Source organism: Paraburkholderia acidiphila (assembly GCF_009789655.1).
Lineage (GTDB): Bacteria > Pseudomonadota > Gammaproteobacteria > Burkholderiales > Burkholderiaceae > Paraburkholderia > Paraburkholderia acidiphila.
In genome coordinates this window covers 813,595-832,206 of record NZ_CP046911.1, presented here as the reverse complement: position 1 = coordinate 832,206, position 18,612 = coordinate 813,595, and the positions used below count along the sequence as shown (strand labels likewise).

Annotated in this window: 18 protein-coding genes and 2 pseudogenes; 7 read left to right on the top strand and 13 right to left on the bottom strand. The window is 62.6% G+C overall.

The window, feature by feature from the left end; translation table 11 throughout:
* Positions 1–5: 5 nt before the first annotated feature.
* The 3 genes and pseudogenes from tssJ to tssF form a co-directional block, all read right to left on the bottom strand.
* Positions 6–566: a type VI secretion system lipoprotein TssJ gene (tssJ, locus tag FAZ97_RS28000; protein WP_158761920.1), complete on the bottom strand. Its 561-nt coding sequence runs from the start codon at positions 564–566 to the stop codon at positions 6–8.
* Positions 559–1,650: a type VI secretion system baseplate subunit TssG gene (gene tssG, locus FAZ97_RS27995; RefSeq protein ID WP_158761918.1), complete on the bottom strand. Its 1,092-nt coding sequence runs from the start codon at positions 1,648–1,650 to the stop codon at positions 559–561. Before tssG ends, tssJ begins: the two co-directional genes overlap by 8 nt.
* A pseudogene (gene tssF / locus FAZ97_RS27990) lies at positions 1,647–2,702 on the bottom strand (type VI secretion system baseplate subunit TssF); the annotation flags it as partial. The gene tssG and the pseudogene tssF, both read right to left, overlap by 4 nt.
* Here tssF and FAZ97_RS27985 point away from each other — a divergent pair.
* Both FAZ97_RS27985 and tssE read left to right on the top strand, forming a co-directional pair.
* Positions 2,695–3,432: pseudogene (locus FAZ97_RS27985) on the top strand (AAA family ATPase); the annotation flags it as partial. The pseudogenes tssF and FAZ97_RS27985 sit on opposite strands and share 8 nt — an antisense overlap.
* An 11-nt stretch (positions 3,433–3,443) precedes the next feature.
* Entirely contained in the window at positions 3,444–3,869 is a 426-nt protein-coding gene (gene tssE / locus FAZ97_RS27980; protein ID WP_158761917.1) for a type VI secretion system baseplate subunit TssE, read from the top strand.
* Between the two features lie 229 nt (positions 3,870–4,098).
* Here tssE and FAZ97_RS27975 read toward each other — a convergent pair whose 3' ends face one another.
* Both FAZ97_RS27975 and FAZ97_RS27970 read right to left on the bottom strand, forming a co-directional pair.
* A complete protein-coding gene (locus tag FAZ97_RS27975; protein ID WP_158761915.1) occupies positions 4,099–4,302 on the bottom strand; it encodes a hypothetical protein in 204 nt (67 codons plus the stop codon).
* 26 nt (positions 4,303–4,328) lie between these two features.
* Positions 4,329–4,631: a DUF4148 domain-containing protein gene (locus FAZ97_RS27970; RefSeq protein WP_158761913.1), complete on the bottom strand. Its 303-nt coding sequence runs from the start codon at positions 4,629–4,631 to the stop codon at positions 4,329–4,331.
* A gap of 370 nt (positions 4,632–5,001) precedes the next feature.
* Here FAZ97_RS27970 and hfq point away from each other — a divergent pair, with 370 nt between their 5' ends.
* The 5 genes from hfq to FAZ97_RS27945 all read left to right on the top strand — a co-directional run bounded on the left by hfq (position 5,002) and on the right by FAZ97_RS27945 (position 9,382).
* A complete protein-coding gene (gene hfq, locus FAZ97_RS27965; RefSeq protein WP_158761912.1) occupies positions 5,002–5,286 on the top strand; it encodes an RNA chaperone Hfq in 285 nt (94 codons plus the stop codon).
* A 339-nt stretch (positions 5,287–5,625) separates the two neighbouring features.
* Positions 5,626–6,303 (top strand): YfiR family protein, encoded by a 678-nt coding sequence (locus FAZ97_RS27960; protein WP_158762453.1) that lies wholly within the window; start codon positions 5,626–5,628, stop codon positions 6,301–6,303.
* Complete coding sequence (locus tag FAZ97_RS27955; protein WP_158761910.1) at positions 6,300–7,559, top strand: diguanylate cyclase domain-containing protein; 1,260 nt, start codon at positions 6,300–6,302, stop codon at positions 7,557–7,559. Before FAZ97_RS27960 ends, FAZ97_RS27955 begins: the two co-directional genes overlap by 4 nt.
* A 103-nt stretch (positions 7,560–7,662) precedes the next feature.
* Positions 7,663–8,175, top strand: a complete 513-nt coding sequence (locus FAZ97_RS27950) for an OmpA family protein (RefSeq protein WP_233271857.1) — start codon at positions 7,663–7,665, stop codon at positions 8,173–8,175.
* 97 nt (positions 8,176–8,272) lie between these two features.
* Positions 8,273–9,382 (top strand): serine hydrolase domain-containing protein, encoded by a 1,110-nt coding sequence (locus tag FAZ97_RS27945; RefSeq protein WP_158761908.1) that lies wholly within the window; start codon positions 8,273–8,275, stop codon positions 9,380–9,382.
* A 128-nt stretch (positions 9,383–9,510) separates the two neighbouring features.
* Here FAZ97_RS27945 and FAZ97_RS27940 read toward each other — a convergent pair whose 3' ends face one another.
* From FAZ97_RS27940 to FAZ97_RS27905, 8 genes are all read right to left on the bottom strand, one after another.
* A complete protein-coding gene (locus FAZ97_RS27940; protein ID WP_233271928.1) occupies positions 9,511–11,475 on the bottom strand; it encodes a sigma-54-dependent Fis family transcriptional regulator in 1,965 nt (654 codons plus the stop codon).
* A gap of 286 nt (positions 11,476–11,761) precedes the next feature.
* The gene (locus FAZ97_RS27935) at positions 11,762–13,087 is read right to left on the bottom strand and encodes an Nramp family divalent metal transporter (protein WP_158761907.1); all 1,326 of its coding nucleotides are present in this window, start codon (positions 13,085–13,087) and stop codon (positions 11,762–11,764) included.
* 63 nt (positions 13,088–13,150) lie between these two features.
* On the bottom strand, positions 13,151–13,357 hold the full coding sequence (locus FAZ97_RS27930; RefSeq protein WP_158761905.1) for a hypothetical protein: 207 nt from the start codon (positions 13,355–13,357) through the stop codon (positions 13,151–13,153).
* A 101-nt stretch (positions 13,358–13,458) separates the two neighbouring features.
* On the bottom strand, positions 13,459–15,096 hold the full coding sequence (gene groEL / locus FAZ97_RS27925) for a molecular chaperone GroEL (RefSeq protein ID WP_158761904.1): 1,638 nt from the start codon (positions 15,094–15,096) through the stop codon (positions 13,459–13,461).
* 42 nt (positions 15,097–15,138) lie between these two features.
* The gene (locus tag FAZ97_RS27920) at positions 15,139–16,023 is read right to left on the bottom strand and encodes an iron-sulfur cluster assembly protein (RefSeq protein WP_158761902.1); all 885 of its coding nucleotides are present in this window, start codon (positions 16,021–16,023) and stop codon (positions 15,139–15,141) included.
* Positions 16,020–17,045 (bottom strand): amidohydrolase family protein, encoded by a 1,026-nt coding sequence (locus tag FAZ97_RS27915; protein ID WP_158761900.1) that lies wholly within the window; start codon positions 17,043–17,045, stop codon positions 16,020–16,022. The genes FAZ97_RS27920 and FAZ97_RS27915 overlap by 4 nt, the downstream gene beginning before the upstream one ends.
* 81 nt (positions 17,046–17,126) lie before the next feature.
* The gene (locus FAZ97_RS27910) at positions 17,127–17,480 is read right to left on the bottom strand and encodes an MmoB/DmpM family protein (RefSeq protein ID WP_158761898.1); all 354 of its coding nucleotides are present in this window, start codon (positions 17,478–17,480) and stop codon (positions 17,127–17,129) included.
* Positions 17,481–17,524: 44 nt separating this feature from the next.
* Positions 17,525–18,607: a ferritin family protein gene (locus tag FAZ97_RS27905; RefSeq protein WP_158761896.1), complete on the bottom strand. Its 1,083-nt coding sequence runs from the start codon at positions 18,605–18,607 to the stop codon at positions 17,525–17,527.
* Positions 18,608–18,612: the final 5 nt, after the last annotated feature.

The following is an 18,612-nucleotide window of genomic DNA, read 5'->3' as shown; positions in this document are numbered from 1 at the left end:
CCACGCTATTTCGTGCTCGTTCCACCACTCCCCTCTCCCGGTAACTGCAGCCGGCTCGCAACAAGCTCCAGCGCCAGCGGCTTTTCAGGGTCCAGATTCTTTGTCTCGATCACGCGCTTCCACGCGCCATCCGTGCCAGGCTGCCTGTAGAGCGCCACGATCGCCACGTACTTCGTGTCCTTGATCATCGGCTGGGAAAGGCTTGACGATGCGCCGGGATTCACCACAGCCGCCATGTTCGCGTTGAGGTCCTGCGCAAGTACCGTCTGATCACTTTTGAGCAGATCGTTATACGACGCACCATCGAATCCCTTTCGGTCCCGAAGCTGGTAGACGCGCACGGCGACCGAGTTGGCCTTGCCGGCATCATCCGGATTCAGGGCTTCGCGGGCCGTCAGATCGACGTTGAGGACTTTTACCTGACGGTAGAACACCGCGTGGAACGCGTTCGATGTGGTATCGGAAACGGCTTGCCAGGCGCCACAGCCCGAAAGCAGCAGGGTCGGCGTAGCAAGGGCGAAAGCAGCAGCAAGACGCCTGGGAGTCCAGATGAGAGGTTCAGACATGTCGTGGAGTCAGGTACGGATTGGGCGCGGGCGCCGGAATTGCTTCATGGATGCCGAGCGCGATGGTAATCAGGCGGTCCTCGTCCGCCGGCAGGACCGTAGTCCAGCCGAGGCGCGGAGGGGCCTCGGCGTGCAGGGATGCAATGACGGGTTCGGGCACGAGCCGGGTCGACAGCTCCATGCGCAGATGCACATCAGCCGATTTGCCGATATAGAGCTTTACGAAGGCCTTCACCTCCCGGTGCAGCCATGCACCAGGCAGCAGGTCATGGGCCTGCTGCGCGCCGGCAGGGCGCAACGTCACACGTACGGCGCGGCTGCGGTACGTGAGACGTTTGCCGAGCACGTACCCGGAACCCAGCCCGCGGCGCGCTGCCTGTTCCGCCTGAGGCGCGGGCTTCGAGGTGAGCGGCCGCGGCGCGCCGGTACTGGCTCGTGCGGGGTAAAACTCCTCGACGCGCACCTCGACACCGGGCGCGGCCAGTGCGATCACGCCTGCGAGCCCCTCCGCCGTGCGTGTGCGCTGGATCAGCAGGCCCAGCATCGCGAGCATGCGCGAATCCGGCAGACCGGCACGCGCGGGCTTCTCGCCCCAGCCAAAGCCCCCGAGACATAGCAGGTTGCGCGAGTGATCATCGGTGCCGCCCGCGCGGAAGCTCTCCGGGTAGCGATACTTCTTCCACGCGCGGTAGAGCAACGTGACGTTGCGGTGATTGAACTGGTCGAGAAACGCCTCGAGGGCCTCGTGCCCTTCCTCGCGCAACGCGATGTCGTCCACGAAGTGCGGTGGCATCGCTGCGTCGACGCCGTAGAGGCCCATGAAGGTCGTACGCACGGTGGGCGGCGCGGCGGGCCTATCATCATCGAACTCAACCGCTGCGATCTCACCGGCCGGAAAGCCCATGCGCGGCCGCGGCCGGAACCGCACCGGCTCGCCGGCCGGAGTGTCCTGCGTGCCGAACCCGGGTTGGTCTGGTGCGCGATGCTCCAGCAGCCGGCACAACTGCATGAAGCTCATCTGCGGAGCGCGTGCAAGCAGCGAGGCGACCAGCGGCTCGATATCCGGCATGTCCCTGGGCTTCATAGCGCAGCCCTGTGTGTCTTGCTCCTCGGCCAGACCGTACGCGCCTGCGAAGGGAGGCTGACGATCGAGAGTTTCGTGAACAGGTTGATCTCCGCATACAGCTCAAAGAACCGGTGCAGCAGTTCGCCAAACAGCATGACGTCGCCCTCGCCCGCGAACGCGTGCGAGTCCAGCGTCACCTCGATCAGCACGCCACGCTCGACCGAGCCGCCCGATACTTCCTCGAGCAGTTCCTGCGAAACCCACAGGATGCCGGCGAGGCGCCGCCGGTTCAGCTCGTCGTTGGTCCAGTCGTAGAGCGCCAGCGCACCTCGCAGCACCTCGGCGTTCATCATCGAGAGGAAGTTGGGCGCAAGATGGGACAGCACGCGCCACTGGAAGCGGTCGCCGGTCGGCGGGTATAGCGGCAGCGTGGGGGCAACCAGGTTGCGCACGCCCGCGACATTCGGAGTGCTTTCGGCGAGCTCATTGATGCTCGCCTCACGCAGGCCCTTGCGTGGCAGCATGCCGTTCGTCGCCGTCATCTGTAGCGAGAGGCTTTCCTCAGGCAGGTTTTCGAGCGTGTCCCATGCGTGACCGCCAAGTACAAGCCATGTCTCGTGCAGCCCTGTCACGCCGGCACGTACCCGCGTATGGAAGTAGCGCTCCGGCGCCTCGTGGCGCAGCATGCCGCCACGATGGCGAAACGTTGCAAACGGGACGTACTCGTAGCGGTTGGCGTCGAGGTGGTCGAACGCCGCGACCCGGTCCACCGAGTAGGTCTCGATGTTGTTGCTGCCGTGTCCGGCCGGCACGACGCGATATTCCGTCTGGTGGTGGTCAATCGTCACTGGTTCGGCATCGACCTCGAACAGGTTGATGACTGGCGCGCAGTACATCCGGATGTTTTCCGTCGTGAAGTGCTGGTCGGCCGGATACATCTCGTGCAGCACGATCTCCAGCTCGAAGTGAGTTGAGGCTGCCGGAAGCTTTTCGATGTCGAGACCCACGAGATCGACGAAGAGAAATTTCTCGCGAAACGTGAAGTACTCCAGCAGCAACTGGTACCAGGAGTCGCACACGGTGTCGCAGCTCAAGGGCTCGCCGCCGGGCTATGTCGGTTACGGCCGCGGCGGCGTGCTGACCGAGGCGGTACGCCAGCGTCCATACAGTGTCGTGCTGCTCGATGAGGTCGAGAAGGCCCACCGCGATGTGCTCAACATCTTCTATCAGGTATTCGATCGCGGCACGATGCGCGATGGCGAAGGACGGGAGATCGACTTCCGGAACTGCGTGATCCTGATGACCTCCAATCTCGGCAGCGCGCAGATTGACGAGGCAACGACCGCCAGTCCGGACATCGCACAGGCGGCGCTACTCGAGGCCATCCATCCACAACTCGTCGCGCACTTCCAGCCCGCCCTGCTCGCGCGCTTCCAGACACTGGCGTACCGCCCGCTCGACGCGCAAGCGCTCGCTGCAATCGTGCGCCTGAAGCTCGAGAAGATCGCCGAACGTCTGCGCCGGCAGCATGATGTGGAGCTCGTCTGCGATGACTCACTCATTGGTGCGATGGCAGACCTGTGCCTGGCACGAGAATCCGGTGCACGCAATGTGGACGCGTTCCTCAACCAGCGCATCCTGCCATCGGTTTCCCGTGAACTGCTGACGCGCATGGCAAGCGGCACTGCGCCCGCGAAGATCGTCCTGTCCAGCTCGCTCGACGGCAACCTCACCATTGATTTCGTCGATCACGGGCAGGTAGCCGTGGGCGCTCTCACGCCTGCCCACGCAGATGCGTGAGGAGGCGCACGATGCCTACAGGTCCATCCCTCTACGACATGCTCCTCGGCCAGATCGGCGGGGAGTCCCTGGACGCGTACGACGATCGCACGCTCGAATGCCTGAGCGTGCAGCAGAACGTGCAGCGCATCCTGAACACGCGCGCGGGCGCGCTCAAACACCTTCCAGATTACGGTCTGCCAGACCTGACGACCATCTACATGGCGTTGCCGGCGTCCGCTCACCAGCTCCGGGACCAGATGCAGGTCACGCTGCTGAAGTACGAGCCACGCATCCGGTCAATCGATGTCTCGATCCTGGTCAATAATGACCCCGGTGTGCTGGTGAGCTTCGAGATGACCTGTCATCTGAAGAAGTCTGGACTGGTACGGTTCGGCACGTATTTCGAACCGCCGGGACGCATGCGTCTTATGCGGCAGACGCAGAGGCAGGATTGAACCGGCAAAGCGAGAGATCACTAACGCCCCTCGTCGATCACACTGGCAACTGACATCCCCTGGGCGCAATAAAGACCTTTCTCACCCCTGTGGTGAGCAGTGACACCGGCGGATCGACGATCAAGATCGCGCAAGGCGCTCACCTCATCCAGGACGGGGAGAAAGGCCGTTCGCCGCACGGCATTTTCTTGCTGGCGCTGAGCGGCCCCGCTGTCCGCTCATTCCAGCGCTAGTAGGTCTGCTCGGAAATGCACAGCGGCCGAATCAGGCGTGCCACCGGCATACCCAATTCGGCCGCTTGAGCGCCGCCACGATCTGCTCCACCGAGTACTGCCTGCGTTTCATGACCAACCTCCCGTTCGTATTGGGGAAATTGTTCCGAAACACTAACACTCATTCCTGCCCAGGATTCCTGCAGCAGATCGGTACCCATCGCCCAATCAGATCAGACGAAACGGCCTACGACCCGCCAAAGAACACCGGCCTCATTCCACTCGCGCTGGCCGGGTGGCCCATTTGCGACGAACCATTGGTCGCAGGACCGTAGCCGCTGCTCTGGTCTGTCGCGCTACCCATGGGGGCCGACATATTGGCAGGAAAGTCGACGGTATTCGCATTGGCCGGATTGAAGCCCGCTTGCTGAAGCTGAGCGATCTCCCCCTGCACTTGCGCGCGCGTCAACCCACCATCCGACTGCGCCAACGATGCAATGGGCAAAGCCATAACGGCGACTGCGCAAACTGTGTGGACTAACGTCTTCATGATTGTCCACCTCCTGGTTGGTTGCTGTGGCTGACCCGCGCCTGACTGTTCGCAGTCAGACGATCGAAGATCAGGCTTGATTTGGCTCTGCTCGCGCTCGCGCTACCGAGCCGTTGCCTTGCCGCCGCGGTCAGTCCGAAGGACAGCGAAATCTGACCACCCTCTCACTATAATTTCGCGGGCGCCCACCGGCCTCCATCACTTGATGGAGATCGGCCAGAAAAGCGCAGGCCTTGCGTGACTGCATGGATCGTGCCTGGCCCGCTTGCCGGGGCGGATGCCGTCTCGCGAGCGTTCATTGCCCCAAAATCCTGCTGCCGACAACGCCGAAACCCGATAGGCTATCCATTGGACAGCGAGGGCCAACAAAATGAACGAGTCTTTCGCGGATCAAGAGTCGTTTCTGGACAGCCTGATCACCGGGCATAAGCCCGTCAACATCTTTCTGGTCAACGGGATTCGCCTCTCCGGAACGATACGGTCGTACGACCAGTGGGTCCTTCTCCTCGATTCCCCCACCGGCATGCAAACGATCTACAAGCACTCGGTTTCAACGGTTCAAGACAGTGAGCACCGGGGACCGAACAAGGCAGTCCAGCACGACCCGGACACCGCAAGATCGAGCCACTATCCGCGCCGTCGCGTGACCCCATAGGCGCCGCACGCAGCCCGTTACCGCAACGGGACACCGCTGGTTGCACGGCTCGATCGCGTGGCACGGTTCGACCGGAACTCGCGCCTGCGCCTCGAATATGCGAGGGATTGTCTTTCGACATCCTGAATAATCTCACCTCAGCTCGCGCCGGCAGTTTTGACCCTCCAATGTACTGATCAATTCGCTGCAAAGCGGCAATCGCCGATCGAGTGTTTCCGACTGGTTGCTCGTGCGGCTTTGCGCCTAAGATGAACTTCTGCGCGCATCACCTTGGGCACGCCCGCGAATGGCGGGAACCAGAAGGCCGCGCCTGGATCAATGCCAACGGGTGTTTTCATCATGCATGCGAGCGTGCCCGCCGCGGTCGCCCATCGTGCGGCTGCAATCAGGCCAGGCGTGGCGACGTCCGGCCTGCCTGGCTGGTCGGCGTGGCTTCGCCACGCCATGCTCGCTGTGGCATGTGCGCTAGGCGCGGCACCGGGCGCGCTCGCCGATACCCCCGACGCGACAGTCGATCCGGCCCACACGGCGCGCCCCGTCACCACCGCGAGCCGAACCGATCCTGCCGTCTCGCCACGAGACGCCGCCGTGCGCCAGGTCGTGCTGGGCATCATCAGCTTCACTCACTGGCCGACGCCGCCCGGCCGCCTGCACCTTTGCGTGACAGGCCGGCCCGACTACGCGCAGGGTCTGGTCGACACGCTGCTGGCGGGCTCGACGCCGCTCGAGGTGCAGCATCTCCACTTTGATGATTCCGCCCTTGGTGTAGCCTGTGAGGTCGTCTATCTCGGCGAGCTGGACGGCGCCGAGCGACAGCGGGTCAGCGCCACCGTGGCGGGCCGCCCGGTCCTGACGATTGCGGAACACGATCCGAGCTGCACCGCGGGCAGCATGTTCTGCCTGAATGTCGATGGCGAACGCGTGACGTTCGACATCAATCTCGACGCCGTGGCGCGCAGCGGCGTACGAGTCCAGCCCAATGTACTCAATCTCGCGCGGCGGCCGGTGACGCCATGAGACAGCCCACGGCCCCCGCTTTGCCTGGACGCCCGACGCTGCAAAGCGTATTGCGCCGCGCGCACCTGCGTCTGGCGTTCGTCGCCGTCACGATGGCCGCCGTGTCGTTGATCATGGTCGCCGTGATCGCATTGCGTGCCTATGCCGGCAACAACCTGAACCTGCTGGCCCGCTCGCTCGCCTATACGGTCGAGGCGGCGTTGGTGTTCGGCGACCGCATCGCAGCGACCCAGGCAATCGTGCTGATCGCCAAAGAAGAGGACGTGGCGGAGATCGTCGTCTCGGATAGCCGGGGCCGACCCTTCGCGGCATGGCAGTCCCCGACCGCCAGTGCGATCGCCAGGCTCGAGCGGTCGGTCGCCGGGATTGCGCTGCCTGGCCCCGTTACGGTACCGGTGGTCCACGACGGCGTCGTCGTCGGTTACGTCGAAGTGCGTGGCCAGGGGCACCAGTTCTTCGGCTTTCTGCTCGGCGGCGTCGGCGGCATCCTGGCCTGCCTCGCCGTTAGCGTGCTGGGCGCGTATGTCAGCTCGAAGCGCGTGCTGCGCAACATCGTCGCTCCGCTGCGCGCGCTGGCCGGCGTCGCCCACGCAGTGCGGCGCGAGCGTGCTTTCGAGCAGCGGGTCGAGCCCGCGGCAATCGCTGAACTGAACGAGCTCGGCAACGACTTCAACGCCTTGCTCGACGAATTCGAAGACTGGCAAAACAACCTGCGCCATGAAAACGCGTCGCTCGAACACAAGGCAACCCACGATGCGCTCACCGGCCTGCCCAATCGTTGGCAATTCGAGGCTCGCCTCATGCGTGCCCTCGACGAGGCCATGGTGACGGGACAGCGGGTCGCCGTCCTCTATCTCGACTGCGACCGTTTCAAGGAGATCAACGACGGCCTCGGCCATGAAGCCGGCGACGCGGTGCTGATCGGCATCGCGGCGCGGCTGCGTACCCAGTTGCGCGAGGTCGACCTCGTGGCGCGCCTCGGCGGCGACGAGTTCGCCGTGATGCTGGCGCCGATGCGCGAACTGGCCAGCGCCACCCGCATCGCCGAGGACATACTGTCCAGCATGACACCGTCGATCGCGTTGTCCGATGGCCGCACGGTGGCTACGATGATGAGCATCGGAATAGCGCTGTATCCCGATCACGCCTGCGATGCGAACGGCTTGCTGCGAGCCGCGGATGCGGCGATGTACCGAGCCAAGCGTGCGCGGCCGGGCTCGTGGCAGTTTGCTGAAGGTGTCGCCGGCCAGGCTTGACGTTGTGGCATGATCCACCAGCCAGCGCTGTCGCAAGAATGTGGGCAAGCATTTGAAACTGCGTGAAACTGCGCGCGCAACGCCGGCGCTCGAGGGGAATGCGATGAAGAAACACTCGTCTCCTGCAGGTCACTGGCGGATGGGCATCGGTAGCGCACTGCTCCTGGGTATCCTGCTTGGGGGCTGCAAGGCGCCGCCGCTTTACCGTGGTCTCACGCAGACGCAAGTCCATGCACTCACGTCGGCGGGCTTCGAGGAGACCGAGCAGGGTTTCGAGTTCGGCTCGACCGGACCCATTTTGTTCGACTTCGACCGCTACAACCTCAAGCCCGACGACCGCAGGATAGTCGAGCACATCGGGCGTACGCTTATGTCGGCGGGGCTCACCAGTGTACGAGTCTATGGCTACTGCGACGCAGAGGGCTCGAATACCTATAACTTCGAGTTGTCCAGACGCCGTGCGGAGGTCGTGGCGCTCGAACTGATCGACACCGGCCTTCCTGCCGGGAACGTCGAGATCATCGGGAAAGGCAAGCGCGACCCGGTGGGCGATAATCGCACGGACGCCGGCCGGGCTCAAAACCGCCGGGTCGCGATTGTCGTCTCGCCGCGCTGAGCCAGCGTGGCATTCGGTTCGACGGTCCGATCCTGGGCATCGCTTTCCGTCTGAAAAAAACAGGTTGCGAAAGGACCTTATGAGAGCAACAGCAGGGATGGCGACGGCAATCGGCCTCGCATTGATGCTTGGCGCCTGCACTCCGGTTCAGCCACCGCGCTCCGCCATCGGACAGTACAGCCCGCAGTCGCCCTTCCCTGGCGCCGAATGGCCGGTCGCCGCACCGGCGCTAGAAGGTTTCTCGCCGGAGGCGCTCGACCGGGCGGTTTCTTACGCCAAACAAGCGGGCTCGACGTCCGGAATGGTTATTCATAACGGCCAGGTCGTGGCCCAATGGGGCGACGTATCGAGAAAATCGAACCTCCACTCCGCACGCAAAAGCTTCATGAGCGCGCTGATCGGCATCGCGGTCGCACGCGGCCAGCTGCAACTCGACGATACGCTGGCGCAGCTAGACATCGACGACAACGAGCCTTCGCTGTCTCCAGCGGAAAAGCAGGCCACGGTTCGCATGCTTCTGCAGGCGCGCTCGGGCATCTATCATCCGACCGTCTACGAGACCACCGGGATGGAAGCGGCCAAACCCCCGCGCTACAGCCACTCGCCAGGTACGTTCTGGTACTACAACAACTGGGATTTCAACACCGTCGGAGCGATCTACGAACATGCGACAGGCGAAGACATCTTTGCATCGCTCGGATCGGAGATCGCGGCCCCAATTGGCATGCAGGACTACCGAAAATCGGACGGGCACTACGTTTCGGGTGGCCACGCCACGCGCTATCCCGCCTATCCACTCAATATGAGTGCGCGGGATCTCGCACGTTTCGCGTTGCTGTACCTGCACGATGGCCGCTGGCGCGACCGGCAGATCATTCCGGCGCAGTGGGTCGCCGAATCGACACGATCGTATTCCGACACGCCAACCGGAGGATACGGTTACATGTGGTGGACAAGCGTGCCTGCGAGCGGACCTCGTGGGCCGAAAGCGGCACTGCTGCGCCCGGCATACTGGGCCGACGGCTATCGCGGACAGTACGCCATCGTCGTGCCATCACTCGATCTCGTCATCGTGAGTCTGGTCGACTCCCGGTTGACCTCGATGCGGATGGGGCAACTGAAAATGGAGAAGATGGTGTGGCTCGTCGAGTCCGCCGAAAGCGCAACCGGCATAGGCGCTGAACCGGCGGAAGCGCCGCAGACCTGACCTGGCCGGCTGCGGGCCCACGCATTGGGCCGAATCGATCGGCACTGGCCACCCGTATCACGCCCTGCAATATCCGCATTTCAATTCGCAGGAATCCTTATTACCATAACATTCAATTCATGCAAACCTCATTCTCTCGCCGCCGGTTTCACGATGCCTTCCAGATGATAAAGCTCGATCTTTCGATAGAGTGTGCTTCGCGAAACGCCGAGGGCGCGTGCAGCTTGCGCGAGGTTGCCGTGTGTATTGTGCACCGCGCGTGCAATGGCCAAACGCTCGGTCGCCTCGAGACTTTCCGCCTCGTCGCGCAGCGAAGGCATGACTTCGGACATCGAAATTTCATCGAGCAATTCGACCGGCAAATCATCGAGCGAAACGGCAGGTTCGCTCGACGTCAGCAGCATATTCTCGATTACGTTGCGCATTTCCCGTACATTGCCGGGCCACGAATAGGCACGCAGCACCGCCATGACCTCCATGCCTAATTGGCGTTCGGGCACACCATGCCGCAAGGCAAGCTTGCGGTTGAAGTGCTCGACTAGCAGATCGATATCGATGTCCCGTTCGCGCAGCGGCGGAATATGGAGACGCGTCACACTAATCCGGTAATACAGATCGCGGCGAAAGCGCCCGGACTCGACCTCTTCGCGCAGATTGCGGTTGGTCATCGCCAGCAAACGCACATCCACGCGGCGCGGCTGCGTGTCGCCCAGGCGGTAAATGACGCCCTCTTCCAGTACGCGCAACAGAACGGGTTGAAGTTCGAGCGGCATCTCACCGATCTCGTCGAGACAAAGCGTCCCGCCGTGAGCCAGTTCGAAACGGCCAGGCCGCCCTTCCGTTGTCGCGCCGGTAAAAGCGCCTCGCACGTGGCCGAACAACTCGCTGGCAATCAGTTCCTTCGACGCCGCCCCGCAGTTATACGCGACAAATGGGCCGGTTGCGCCCTCTTCACCATGAATCGCGCGCGCGAACAGTTCCTTGCCAACGCCCGTTTCACCCTCGATCAGTACCGGAACACGCCTGCGGGCAAGCTGACGCCCGCGATTGACGGCCGCCTGCATCGCGGAACTTTGCCCCTGGATTTGCGCGAAGCCGTTGCGCTGCGGATCAGCCTCTCCGTGACGATCCGCGAGTCGTACACTCACGGGCCGCGTTCTGGCCGGCACGACCAGCATCGCGCCGATCGGGTCGCCGTCGACGACGACAGGGTTGAACCATTCGGCACTCAAGCCCGCGGGCAAATGTTGCGCCCAGTCTTCAACGGCCGAGGTCTCGCTCATGCCGGGAAAACGCTCGCCGATGCCGACCGGCAATGTGACTCTGCCGGTGGTATGCACGAGCCGGCCACTGCGATCTATCGCTACCATCCCGGTCGCATCCGACGACGACACCCGCTGCAGGCAAAACGCCAGCAAACGCATATGTTCGCGAGCGGCCTGCTCGGCGAGCACCATTTCGATTTGACGCGCCGCGGTCACGGCCAACGTGAGATTGTTGATCTGATAGGTGGAAGGCGGCCCGGAAATATCGAGTACGCCGATCACCGCGCCGGTGCCCGGCTCGCAAATTGGCGCGGCCGCGCAACTCCATGACTTGATGCCTTCGCAGAAGTGCTCCGACGCATGAATATAGGTCGGCTCACGCGTTGCCAGCGCCGTGCCGATACCATTGGTGCCGGCACTGCCCTCGCACCAGTCGCCGCCAATCGTCAAATGGATCTTTTCGCCTGCCGTCCGCGTGCGCAAATCGCCCGCGGCTTTCAGGATGACGCCGTCCTGATTCGTGAGCAGCAGGATCGAGTGCGAATCGGCGAACAGGTCGGCTGTGACAGCGAACAGGCGATCAGCCGCAGCCAGCAAATCGCGATGGCGCCGGAGCAGCGCAGCCACTTCATCACCATGTACCGCGATAGGCGCCGAGACCGCAGTCGGACTCACGCCCGAGCGCAAGCTGCGTTGCCATGAGTCGATGAGGGCCGGGGGAGCGGACGTCGAGGATTCGCCCGCCAGAAAGCGCTCCCAGGCGAGCATCGTGCCCCGATCGGAATGACGGAGGTTCGCGCGCTGCGCGTTGGCCACGATGCCACGCATCGCAGCCTGATGACCAGGGTCCGGCATGCTGCCAAGCTGATGTCTCCTCGCCACAACGTCCTCCTGGGCGATGGGTCAACGCGGAGCCGGGCCCTGCGGCCGGCTTCGTCTTGACTAGCTAGAATATTGTGGCTGGACGAATCTTGCCGACTTCTATTTTTCAAACCCAGCAGCTAACGCGCTCGCAGTATATGCCTGAATGTTCAACAAGTCTTTTGGGGGAAACACGGTCAGCACAGCGCATGGCCCGCTTTGCATGACGCTTTCATTCATCCACACGCGTTTGTCAGCTCCCCCAACCAGGCATACCAACGCCGAGTGTTTGCAGCACCAGCACGAGGTTGAGCGATAAAACCAACAGCGCGGCCAGAGTGGCGATGGCCGTCGTCAGCGTGCGATTTGCGTAGTCGCCCATCACAGCATGGCAACGCGTAAACCACAGCAAGGCGGCCATCGGCAGCGGTAGTGCGAGACTCAAAACCACCTGACTCAAGATCAGCGCACGCGTCGCGTCGACACCGAGCGCCACCACCGCGAACGCGGGCACCATTGTGACGGCTCTGCGCAACCACAGCGGTAATCGGCAACCGACAAACCCCTGCATGATCATCTGGCCCGCCATGGTGCCCACCACCGAACTGGATATGCCCGAAGCAATCAGCGATATCAGAAAGATGCTCGCGGCGCCTGCGCCGAGCAGCGGCGCAAGCGTGTGGTACGCGTCCTGGATTTCCGCGACCTCGGGATGGCCGCGATGAAACGCACTCGCAGCCATGATCACCATGGCCATATTGATGACGCCGGCAAGGCTCAGCGCGACGATCACTTCGAGGTTCGAAAACTTCAATAGTTGCTTGCGCTCCTTTCCGGTCCGGGCGACCAGGCGATCCTGCGTCAGTGCCGAATGCAGGAACAACGTATGGGGCATGACTGTCGCGCCGACGATACCGACCGAGATCGTCAATGCATCCCTGTCCGGCAGGCTCGGCGAAAACGCATGGAGCACAACGTTCGGCCATACCACCGGCGCGATGAACAACTCGGCGAGATACGAGAGGCCAATGACGCCCACCAGGGCGCCGATAGCGAGTTCAAGGGGCCGAAACCCGGCGCTTTCGAACAACAGGAGTCCATACGTTACCAACGCCGTGATCGCCATTCCCACGAGCAACGGGAGATGGAACAGCAACGCGAGTCCGATCGCGCCGCCGAGAAATTCGGCGAGATCGGTAGCCATGGCTGCGATCTCGCTCGCCCCCCACATCGACAACACAACCGGTTTAGGGAACCGCTCCCGACACAATTGCGCGAGATTCTTGCCGGTGACAATGCCGAGTTTCGCCGACATCGCCTGAAACAACATGGCCACCAGGTTCGCCATCAACACAACCCACAGCAACGCGTAGCCGTATCTGGCGCCCGCCTGAATATTCGTCGCGAAGTTGCCGGGGTCCATGTAGGCCACGGATACGACGACGGCCGGACCGGCAAACGGCAGCAGTTTGAACGCGCCGCGACGGCGCCCTTCCAGTACCTCTCGCGCAGCAAGCATCGTGCGCGCTGTTGTTGCCCCCGAAGTCGCCAGGTTCTCTGGCCGAACGCGATCATCCATGCGTGCGCTCCCGTTGTTCCCGCGATTCGCAGGAGCGCCCTCCCGGGCAGGCAGGTATGGCGATCACGCGATGGCTTTCAGGATCGCGCTGGCGACGCCGTGCAAAAGCGCAGCGGTCGTTGTGCTCATATCGCATAGCAAAAGCAACAGCCCACACGCGGTGATGCTCCAACCCAGCGTGACCTTGAGCACGCGCATCGTGGGCATCGCGCCGGCATGCCGGACCGTCGTCGCAGTCGCACCGAAGTGACGGCTGGTATCTATCGCCATTGTTCGTCTCCCCACCGCGGCGGCGGCCCGATCTGCGCGGGCCGATGCCATGCCAGGCCGGCCCCCGGATACGGGAGGCCGGCTACGTCGGTCACATGCGTCTATGCCCGGCCGAGCCGCTCGGCGCCGGCGCCCAACGCGGGTCCCGCGGTCGGATCGATCGTCTCCGGCTTTTTGGCGATCAGCGTCTGGGTAGTGAGAATCAGCCCGGCTACCGAGGCCGCATTTCGCACGGCGCTGTAACTGACCTTTACCGGATCGATGATGCCGGCTTCGGCGAGGTTCACGAAGGCGCCGCGACGCGCGTCGAGTCCCATTCCGGGTTTTGCCCGCACCGCTTCGCCGACGATTGCCGCGCCGTCGAGGCCGCAATTCGTGGCAATGTGAAAGAGCGGCTTCGCCAAGGCGCTCTGCAAGAGCCGCGCACCTTGCTGCACGCTGCCATGGCTGCGAGCGATGACACCCTCCAGTTCGGATGAGACCTGCAGCAAGGCCATGCCGCCACCCGGCACGACACCCTCGGCAATCGCCGCGCGCGCCGCGTGAATCGCATCGTCGATCAGATGCAGCCGCCGCTTCTGTTCGACCGGGGTTGCACCGCCCGCGAGAATCAGCGCAGTGCCGCCCGACAATTTGGCAAGCCGCACCTGAAACTTGTCGCGCTCAACGTTCTCCGGCGCCATCTCGTACTGGCGCGCCACCTGCTGCCGGCGCGCCGCCACGGCCGCCGGATCGCCGCCGCCCGCCGTGATGATGGTCTGGTTCGACGAGATGCGTACCTGGCGCGCGCTCCCGAGCTCGCTCAATTGCGTGGCTTCCAGCTTCCCGCCCAGGTCGCGGGCAACGACCTTGCCGCCTGTCACGATTGCGATGTCTTCGAGCATCGCCTTGCGCCAGTGTCCGTACTCCGGTGGATGAATTGCCGCCACGGGCATGCCGCCGTTGTCGCGCCATGCGAGCAGCGTCATCACGCAGGCTGGCGCGACCTCTTCGGCAATGATCAGCAGCGGCCGCTTGCACTGAGTCGCGAGCGCCTGAAGCGCGGCGACTTCTTCCTGCGATTGCAACCGCTGATCGGTCATCAGAATGAGCGGGTTGTCCAGCACCACCTGCATTCTCTCGATGTCGGTCACCATGTGGTGAGACAGGTAGCCGCGATCGAAAGCCATCCCGTCCACCACTTCGAGACGGGTTTCGACGGTATTGCCGTATTCCACATCGACGATGCCGTCAGCGCCCACGCGATCCAGTGCTTGCGCCACAAGGTTGCCCGTGAACGCGTCATTGGCCGCCACCACCGCCACGGCGCGCACTTCGTCAGTGCTGCGCAAAGGCGTAGCTGCGCGCTTGAGCGACTCGATTGCCTCGTTGACGGCCAGTTCCAGCCCCTGCACCAGCTCGACCGGATTGGCGCCCTGCGAGAGACACGCGAGCCCTTCCTGAACCAGTGCGTCCGCAAGCACAGTGGCGGTGGTCGTGCCGTCACCGGCGACTTCGTTGGTCTGCCTCGACACTTCGCGCACGACTTGCGCGCCGATATTCTCGAAAGGATCTTCGAGTTCGATCTCGCTGGCAATGCTCACACCGTCCCGCGAGATGATCGGCGAGCCGATTGGCCGGTCGATGATTGCGTTCATTCCACGCGGCCCCAGCGTGCCTCGGACGGCCTTGGCCAGTTTCGCGATACCCCGACCTAGCGCCATGCGCGCTTCGTCGTCATGCAGCATGATATTCGGCATGATTCTGTCCCTCCTGATCCGGTTAGTTCTGGTTGCTCTTGTTTACTCTGCTGCGCGAGGCGCCTCTCGTGCTGGCGCGAGCGCCCCGCTGGGCTTCGCTTCGCGAGTGCGGACGAAGTGCACCGGTTTGATCTCGATTGCCGGAGCGGATGCACAACCCTCGCCATAGCGGGCAGCGAGGAGACCGCGGCAAAGCGCGCCATTGAATTCAGCATTGACGCCGACCCTTCGCAACGCTCGCAGGTAGGCACCCAGTTCGTCCGCAATCAACGCTTCGCCTTTCGCGTCGACGAATGCCAGCGCCGCTCCCTGCTCTGCCTCGGCAACAGCGCAACGCCCCGCAACAAAACGTCGATCGAAATATCGCGTGACGAGCCGCTGCGTTTTCCCATCGTCCAAGCTTTCGGCCGCAAGCTCCAACAACTGCGCTACGTTCAGGCGCACCAGCTTTGCGGGCGCGTTGCCTTGCTCCAGCAGCCAACTTAAAAGCACCTCCTGCCGCCGCTGGAAAGCCTTGACGAGAAAAATGCGCCGTACGTCCTCCACCTCGCCATTGGCCTCGCTGCCAAAGGTCTGCTGGAACGACCGGCCAGCGGCTACGCCGCGATTGATCTCGGCGGCATACATATGCTCGTCGAGCGTGATGGTGATGTTCGTCACCCACGGCAGGCTCGTTATCGCGCGCCGCATATCGTCCGCCATCAAGTAGGCGAAGTTGGCCGCGCACCAGTAGGTCGGCAAGCGGAAGCCAACCGACACACTGCCGCCCTCGACCTCGACCGTCGTGACGAAACCCAGCTCCGTTACCGACTCGTCGAGTTCAGGGTCGGCAACCGTCGCGAGCCGGGACCAGACCTCGGCGACCCGGCTCGAGGCGACCCTCGACACGACGGCGGCCGGGGCTTGCACAGAGAGTGGCGCGCTCATGCGCCTGCCGCCGCCGGTTGCCGGACATCCTCCAGCAACGCCTTTTGCGCCTCGACATCGATGCCATACAGGCGCGCCGCGTTGAGCCCGAGAATCTTTTTCTTGGCCGTCAACGACAACTGCACGCCGGTTTCCTTGCTGACCGACTCGGGCAATTCGAAGGCCATGAATTTCTCGATCAGCCATTTCGGCGACCAGATGCCGTAGTCACTGCCGTAGAGAATCTTGTCTTCGCCAATCCAGAACAGCAGTTCCGAGATCACATGCGCGAAGTATTCCGGCCGTGTATGGATGAACGGCAGTACCACGGCGAGGCCGCCGTAGACGTTCGTCTCCTGGGTCGCGATCCAGCAGAAGTCGTCGAGTCGCGGCAAACCGCAGTGCTCGACAATGAAATTGAGGTTCTGAAAACTGGTCGCGGCATCGTCGACATCGGCCACGTCGAACGCGTCGCGATTCAGTGGCAGAATCGTCGGTCCCTTGTGGACATGGATGTTCTTGATCCCCAGCTTCTCGCAGCGTTCGAAATAGCGTTGCACGCTCGGGTCCGACAGCTTGTAGCCTTTGCTGTCGCCGCGCCATTCCGCCGTGTAAAGCTTGACGCCCTGAATCTTGTAGAGCGACGCAAGCTCCTCGAGACGATCGAGGCCGGCTTCCCCATCGCGCGGATCGAACGCGCCGTTGACGATAAAACGATTCGGATACTTCTTCTTCAACACGTAGTTGGCCTCGGTCGTGTTGAAACCGTTCTTGTAGAAGTCGGTGAGATACGTTGGCTGGCAAATCGCCATATCGTCGTAACCCGTGACGAACAGGTCGTCGACCATCGCCTCTTCGCCGTACTTGTCGAACTTCTCCTTGGCCCACAAATACTCCTTGGGGCTCAGGTTCGAGTGATACGCGTAGAAACAGTCAATGAATTGCTGGCCGTGCACGTTCTTGACATTGGCCTTGCAGCCGTCCCATAGATGAACGTGGCCGTCGATGATGAAGATCTCTTCACCGTCCGTGGTTCGATACATGGCATTCGTCTCCGTGGTGGTACGAGCGGCCCTTCGCCCGGGCGGGGAACGGGCCGTATGGTGGGATCGTGGTGGGTTCGCTCACTCGTAGGCCATCGCATCGTCCATATTGCCGAACAGCACGACCGTCTCGTCGTCGACCATCACCATGCGCCCGTAGTGGGTCGAGGTGGAGATCTCGAACAGATGCGGCGTCATTTCGCGGCCTAGCGCTTCGCTGATTTCGCCCATCTTGAACTCGATCTTGCCCTGGCCGTCGATGCGAATCATCGCTGGCAGATACGTCACCGTGATGCCCGGTTTCGCAGCCATCAGTTCGGCAATCGCCCGCGCCTCGACGCTATCGTTCATCGTCACACCGCATTGGTGCGAGATGGTTTGCTCGAAACGCACGTCCTTCATCGATTTGAAAATGTTGTCGGTATGCACTGACATTACGTACTCCTCTGCGCGGTGGGTTCGTGTGGTTCGAGCGGCGCTCAGGCGCGGATCGACGAAGGAAAATGAACGCCGACTTCTCTCGCGATCATCTCCGCCCGCTCTATCGCACTGTTCAGACAGTCGTTGAACTGGGCCGTTTTCACGTGTGGAATCGACCAGATCGGCTGCAACTGCTTCGCCGCCGCCAGGGCCAGCGCGCCGTGTTTCTCCAGCCACTCCCCGAGGAGCTTGCGATTGGCTTCGCCGTACTGCGGGTCGTTCGTGAGCATATGGAACAGTTCGACCGCATTGGCCAGATTGCGCTCGTAATCGCCTTCGGCAGCCGACACGACGGTTGGCGTGAGAAAATCGTTTTGCGCGGCCGCGACCTGCATGATGAATCCGCTGCGAAACAGATCGGCAACGAGCGGCTCGAATACAACGTTCACGGCGAAGTACTTCTCGAGAAAGTCGGTGGCTCCGCCGATGGTCTCCACCGCACGACGCGTGTCTTGCCAGATGGGATCGGTCAGCCAGTGCTCCTTGCCCGCATCGAGGTCGAGATTCGGCAGATCGAGCGCGATCTCACCCAGGTAAAGTGTCAAGTCCTGAGCGAAGCGCAGCTTGTACGACGCATTGGTCAGGATCGCGCTATTGATCATCTGCGTGTAGCCGTAGCGCTGCGCATGCATCGTGGACGTGCCCAAACCGAACTCGGCATGCTTGTATGCGCCCAGATGCGCTTCCAGCACCTTGACCCACGTTTTGTCGAAGCGCTTCACGGCTCCCGAGCGCCGCGCGTTCTGAATCGCACCGCTGATCATCCCCACGATGGTCGACTGGCGCTGGTAATGCGTGCGCTCCCACTCTTCATCGACGGCGCGGAACTTGTGCCAGTCCGAGCATTTCGCGGCCGTCCACGTTTGCGAATACGTCGGCGTGCCGTCGGCGAATGAAAGAATCCAGTCTTGCAGCAGATAGCGATGCGGATCAGGCTGCACGTCTACGGTCATGTCTTCGTAGTGGCTGGCCTTGCGGCCTTTTGGCTCGAAATAGTTGTACTTGCGGCTGTCCCAGCCAGCAAACTGGGCCGCGCCGGCCGCACCCGATTTCACCGGCGACTGCTCTGCCAACGTACTCATTTTAG

Bases quoted from the DNA above. Each gene is read 5' to 3' on its own strand.
- tssJ (WP_158761920.1), bottom strand. From the start codon at position 566: ATGTCTGAACCTCTCATCTGGACTCCCAGGCGTCTTGCTGCTGCTTTC.
- tssG (WP_158761918.1), bottom strand. From the start codon at position 1,650: ATGAAGCCCAGGGACATGCCGGATATCGAGCCGCTGGTCGCCTCGCTG.
- tssE (WP_158761917.1), top strand. From the start codon at position 3,444: ATGCCTACAGGTCCATCCCTCTACGACATGCTCCTCGGCCAGATCGGC.
- FAZ97_RS27975 (WP_158761915.1), bottom strand. From the start codon at position 4,302: ATGGGTACCGATCTGCTGCAGGAATCCTGGGCAGGAATGAGTGTTAGT.
- FAZ97_RS27970 (WP_158761913.1), bottom strand. From the start codon at position 4,631: ATGAAGACGTTAGTCCACACAGTTTGCGCAGTCGCCGTTATGGCTTTG.
- hfq (WP_158761912.1), top strand. From the start codon at position 5,002: ATGAACGAGTCTTTCGCGGATCAAGAGTCGTTTCTGGACAGCCTGATC.
- FAZ97_RS27960 (WP_158762453.1), top strand. From the start codon at position 5,626: ATGCATGCGAGCGTGCCCGCCGCGGTCGCCCATCGTGCGGCTGCAATC.
- FAZ97_RS27955 (WP_158761910.1), top strand. From the start codon at position 6,300: ATGAGACAGCCCACGGCCCCCGCTTTGCCTGGACGCCCGACGCTGCAA.
- FAZ97_RS27950 (WP_233271857.1), top strand. From the start codon at position 7,663: ATGAAGAAACACTCGTCTCCTGCAGGTCACTGGCGGATGGGCATCGGT.
- FAZ97_RS27945 (WP_158761908.1), top strand. From the start codon at position 8,273: ATGGCGACGGCAATCGGCCTCGCATTGATGCTTGGCGCCTGCACTCCG.
- FAZ97_RS27940 (WP_233271928.1), bottom strand. From the start codon at position 11,475: ATGCGTGGCATCGTGGCCAACGCGCAGCGCGCGAACCTCCGTCATTCC.
- FAZ97_RS27935 (WP_158761907.1), bottom strand. From the start codon at position 13,087: ATGGATGATCGCGTTCGGCCAGAGAACCTGGCGACTTCGGGGGCAACA.
- FAZ97_RS27930 (WP_158761905.1), bottom strand. From the start codon at position 13,357: ATGGCGATAGATACCAGCCGTCACTTCGGTGCGACTGCGACGACGGTC.
- groEL (WP_158761904.1), bottom strand. From the start codon at position 15,096: ATGCCGAATATCATGCTGCATGACGACGAAGCGCGCATGGCGCTAGGT.
- FAZ97_RS27920 (WP_158761902.1), bottom strand. From the start codon at position 16,023: ATGAGCGCGCCACTCTCTGTGCAAGCCCCGGCCGCCGTCGTGTCGAGG.
- FAZ97_RS27915 (WP_158761900.1), bottom strand. From the start codon at position 17,045: ATGTATCGAACCACGGACGGTGAAGAGATCTTCATCATCGACGGCCAC.
- FAZ97_RS27910 (WP_158761898.1), bottom strand. From the start codon at position 17,480: ATGTCAGTGCATACCGACAACATTTTCAAATCGATGAAGGACGTGCGT.
- FAZ97_RS27905 (WP_158761896.1), bottom strand. From the start codon at position 18,607: ATGAGTACGTTGGCAGAGCAGTCGCCGGTGAAATCGGGTGCGGCCGGC.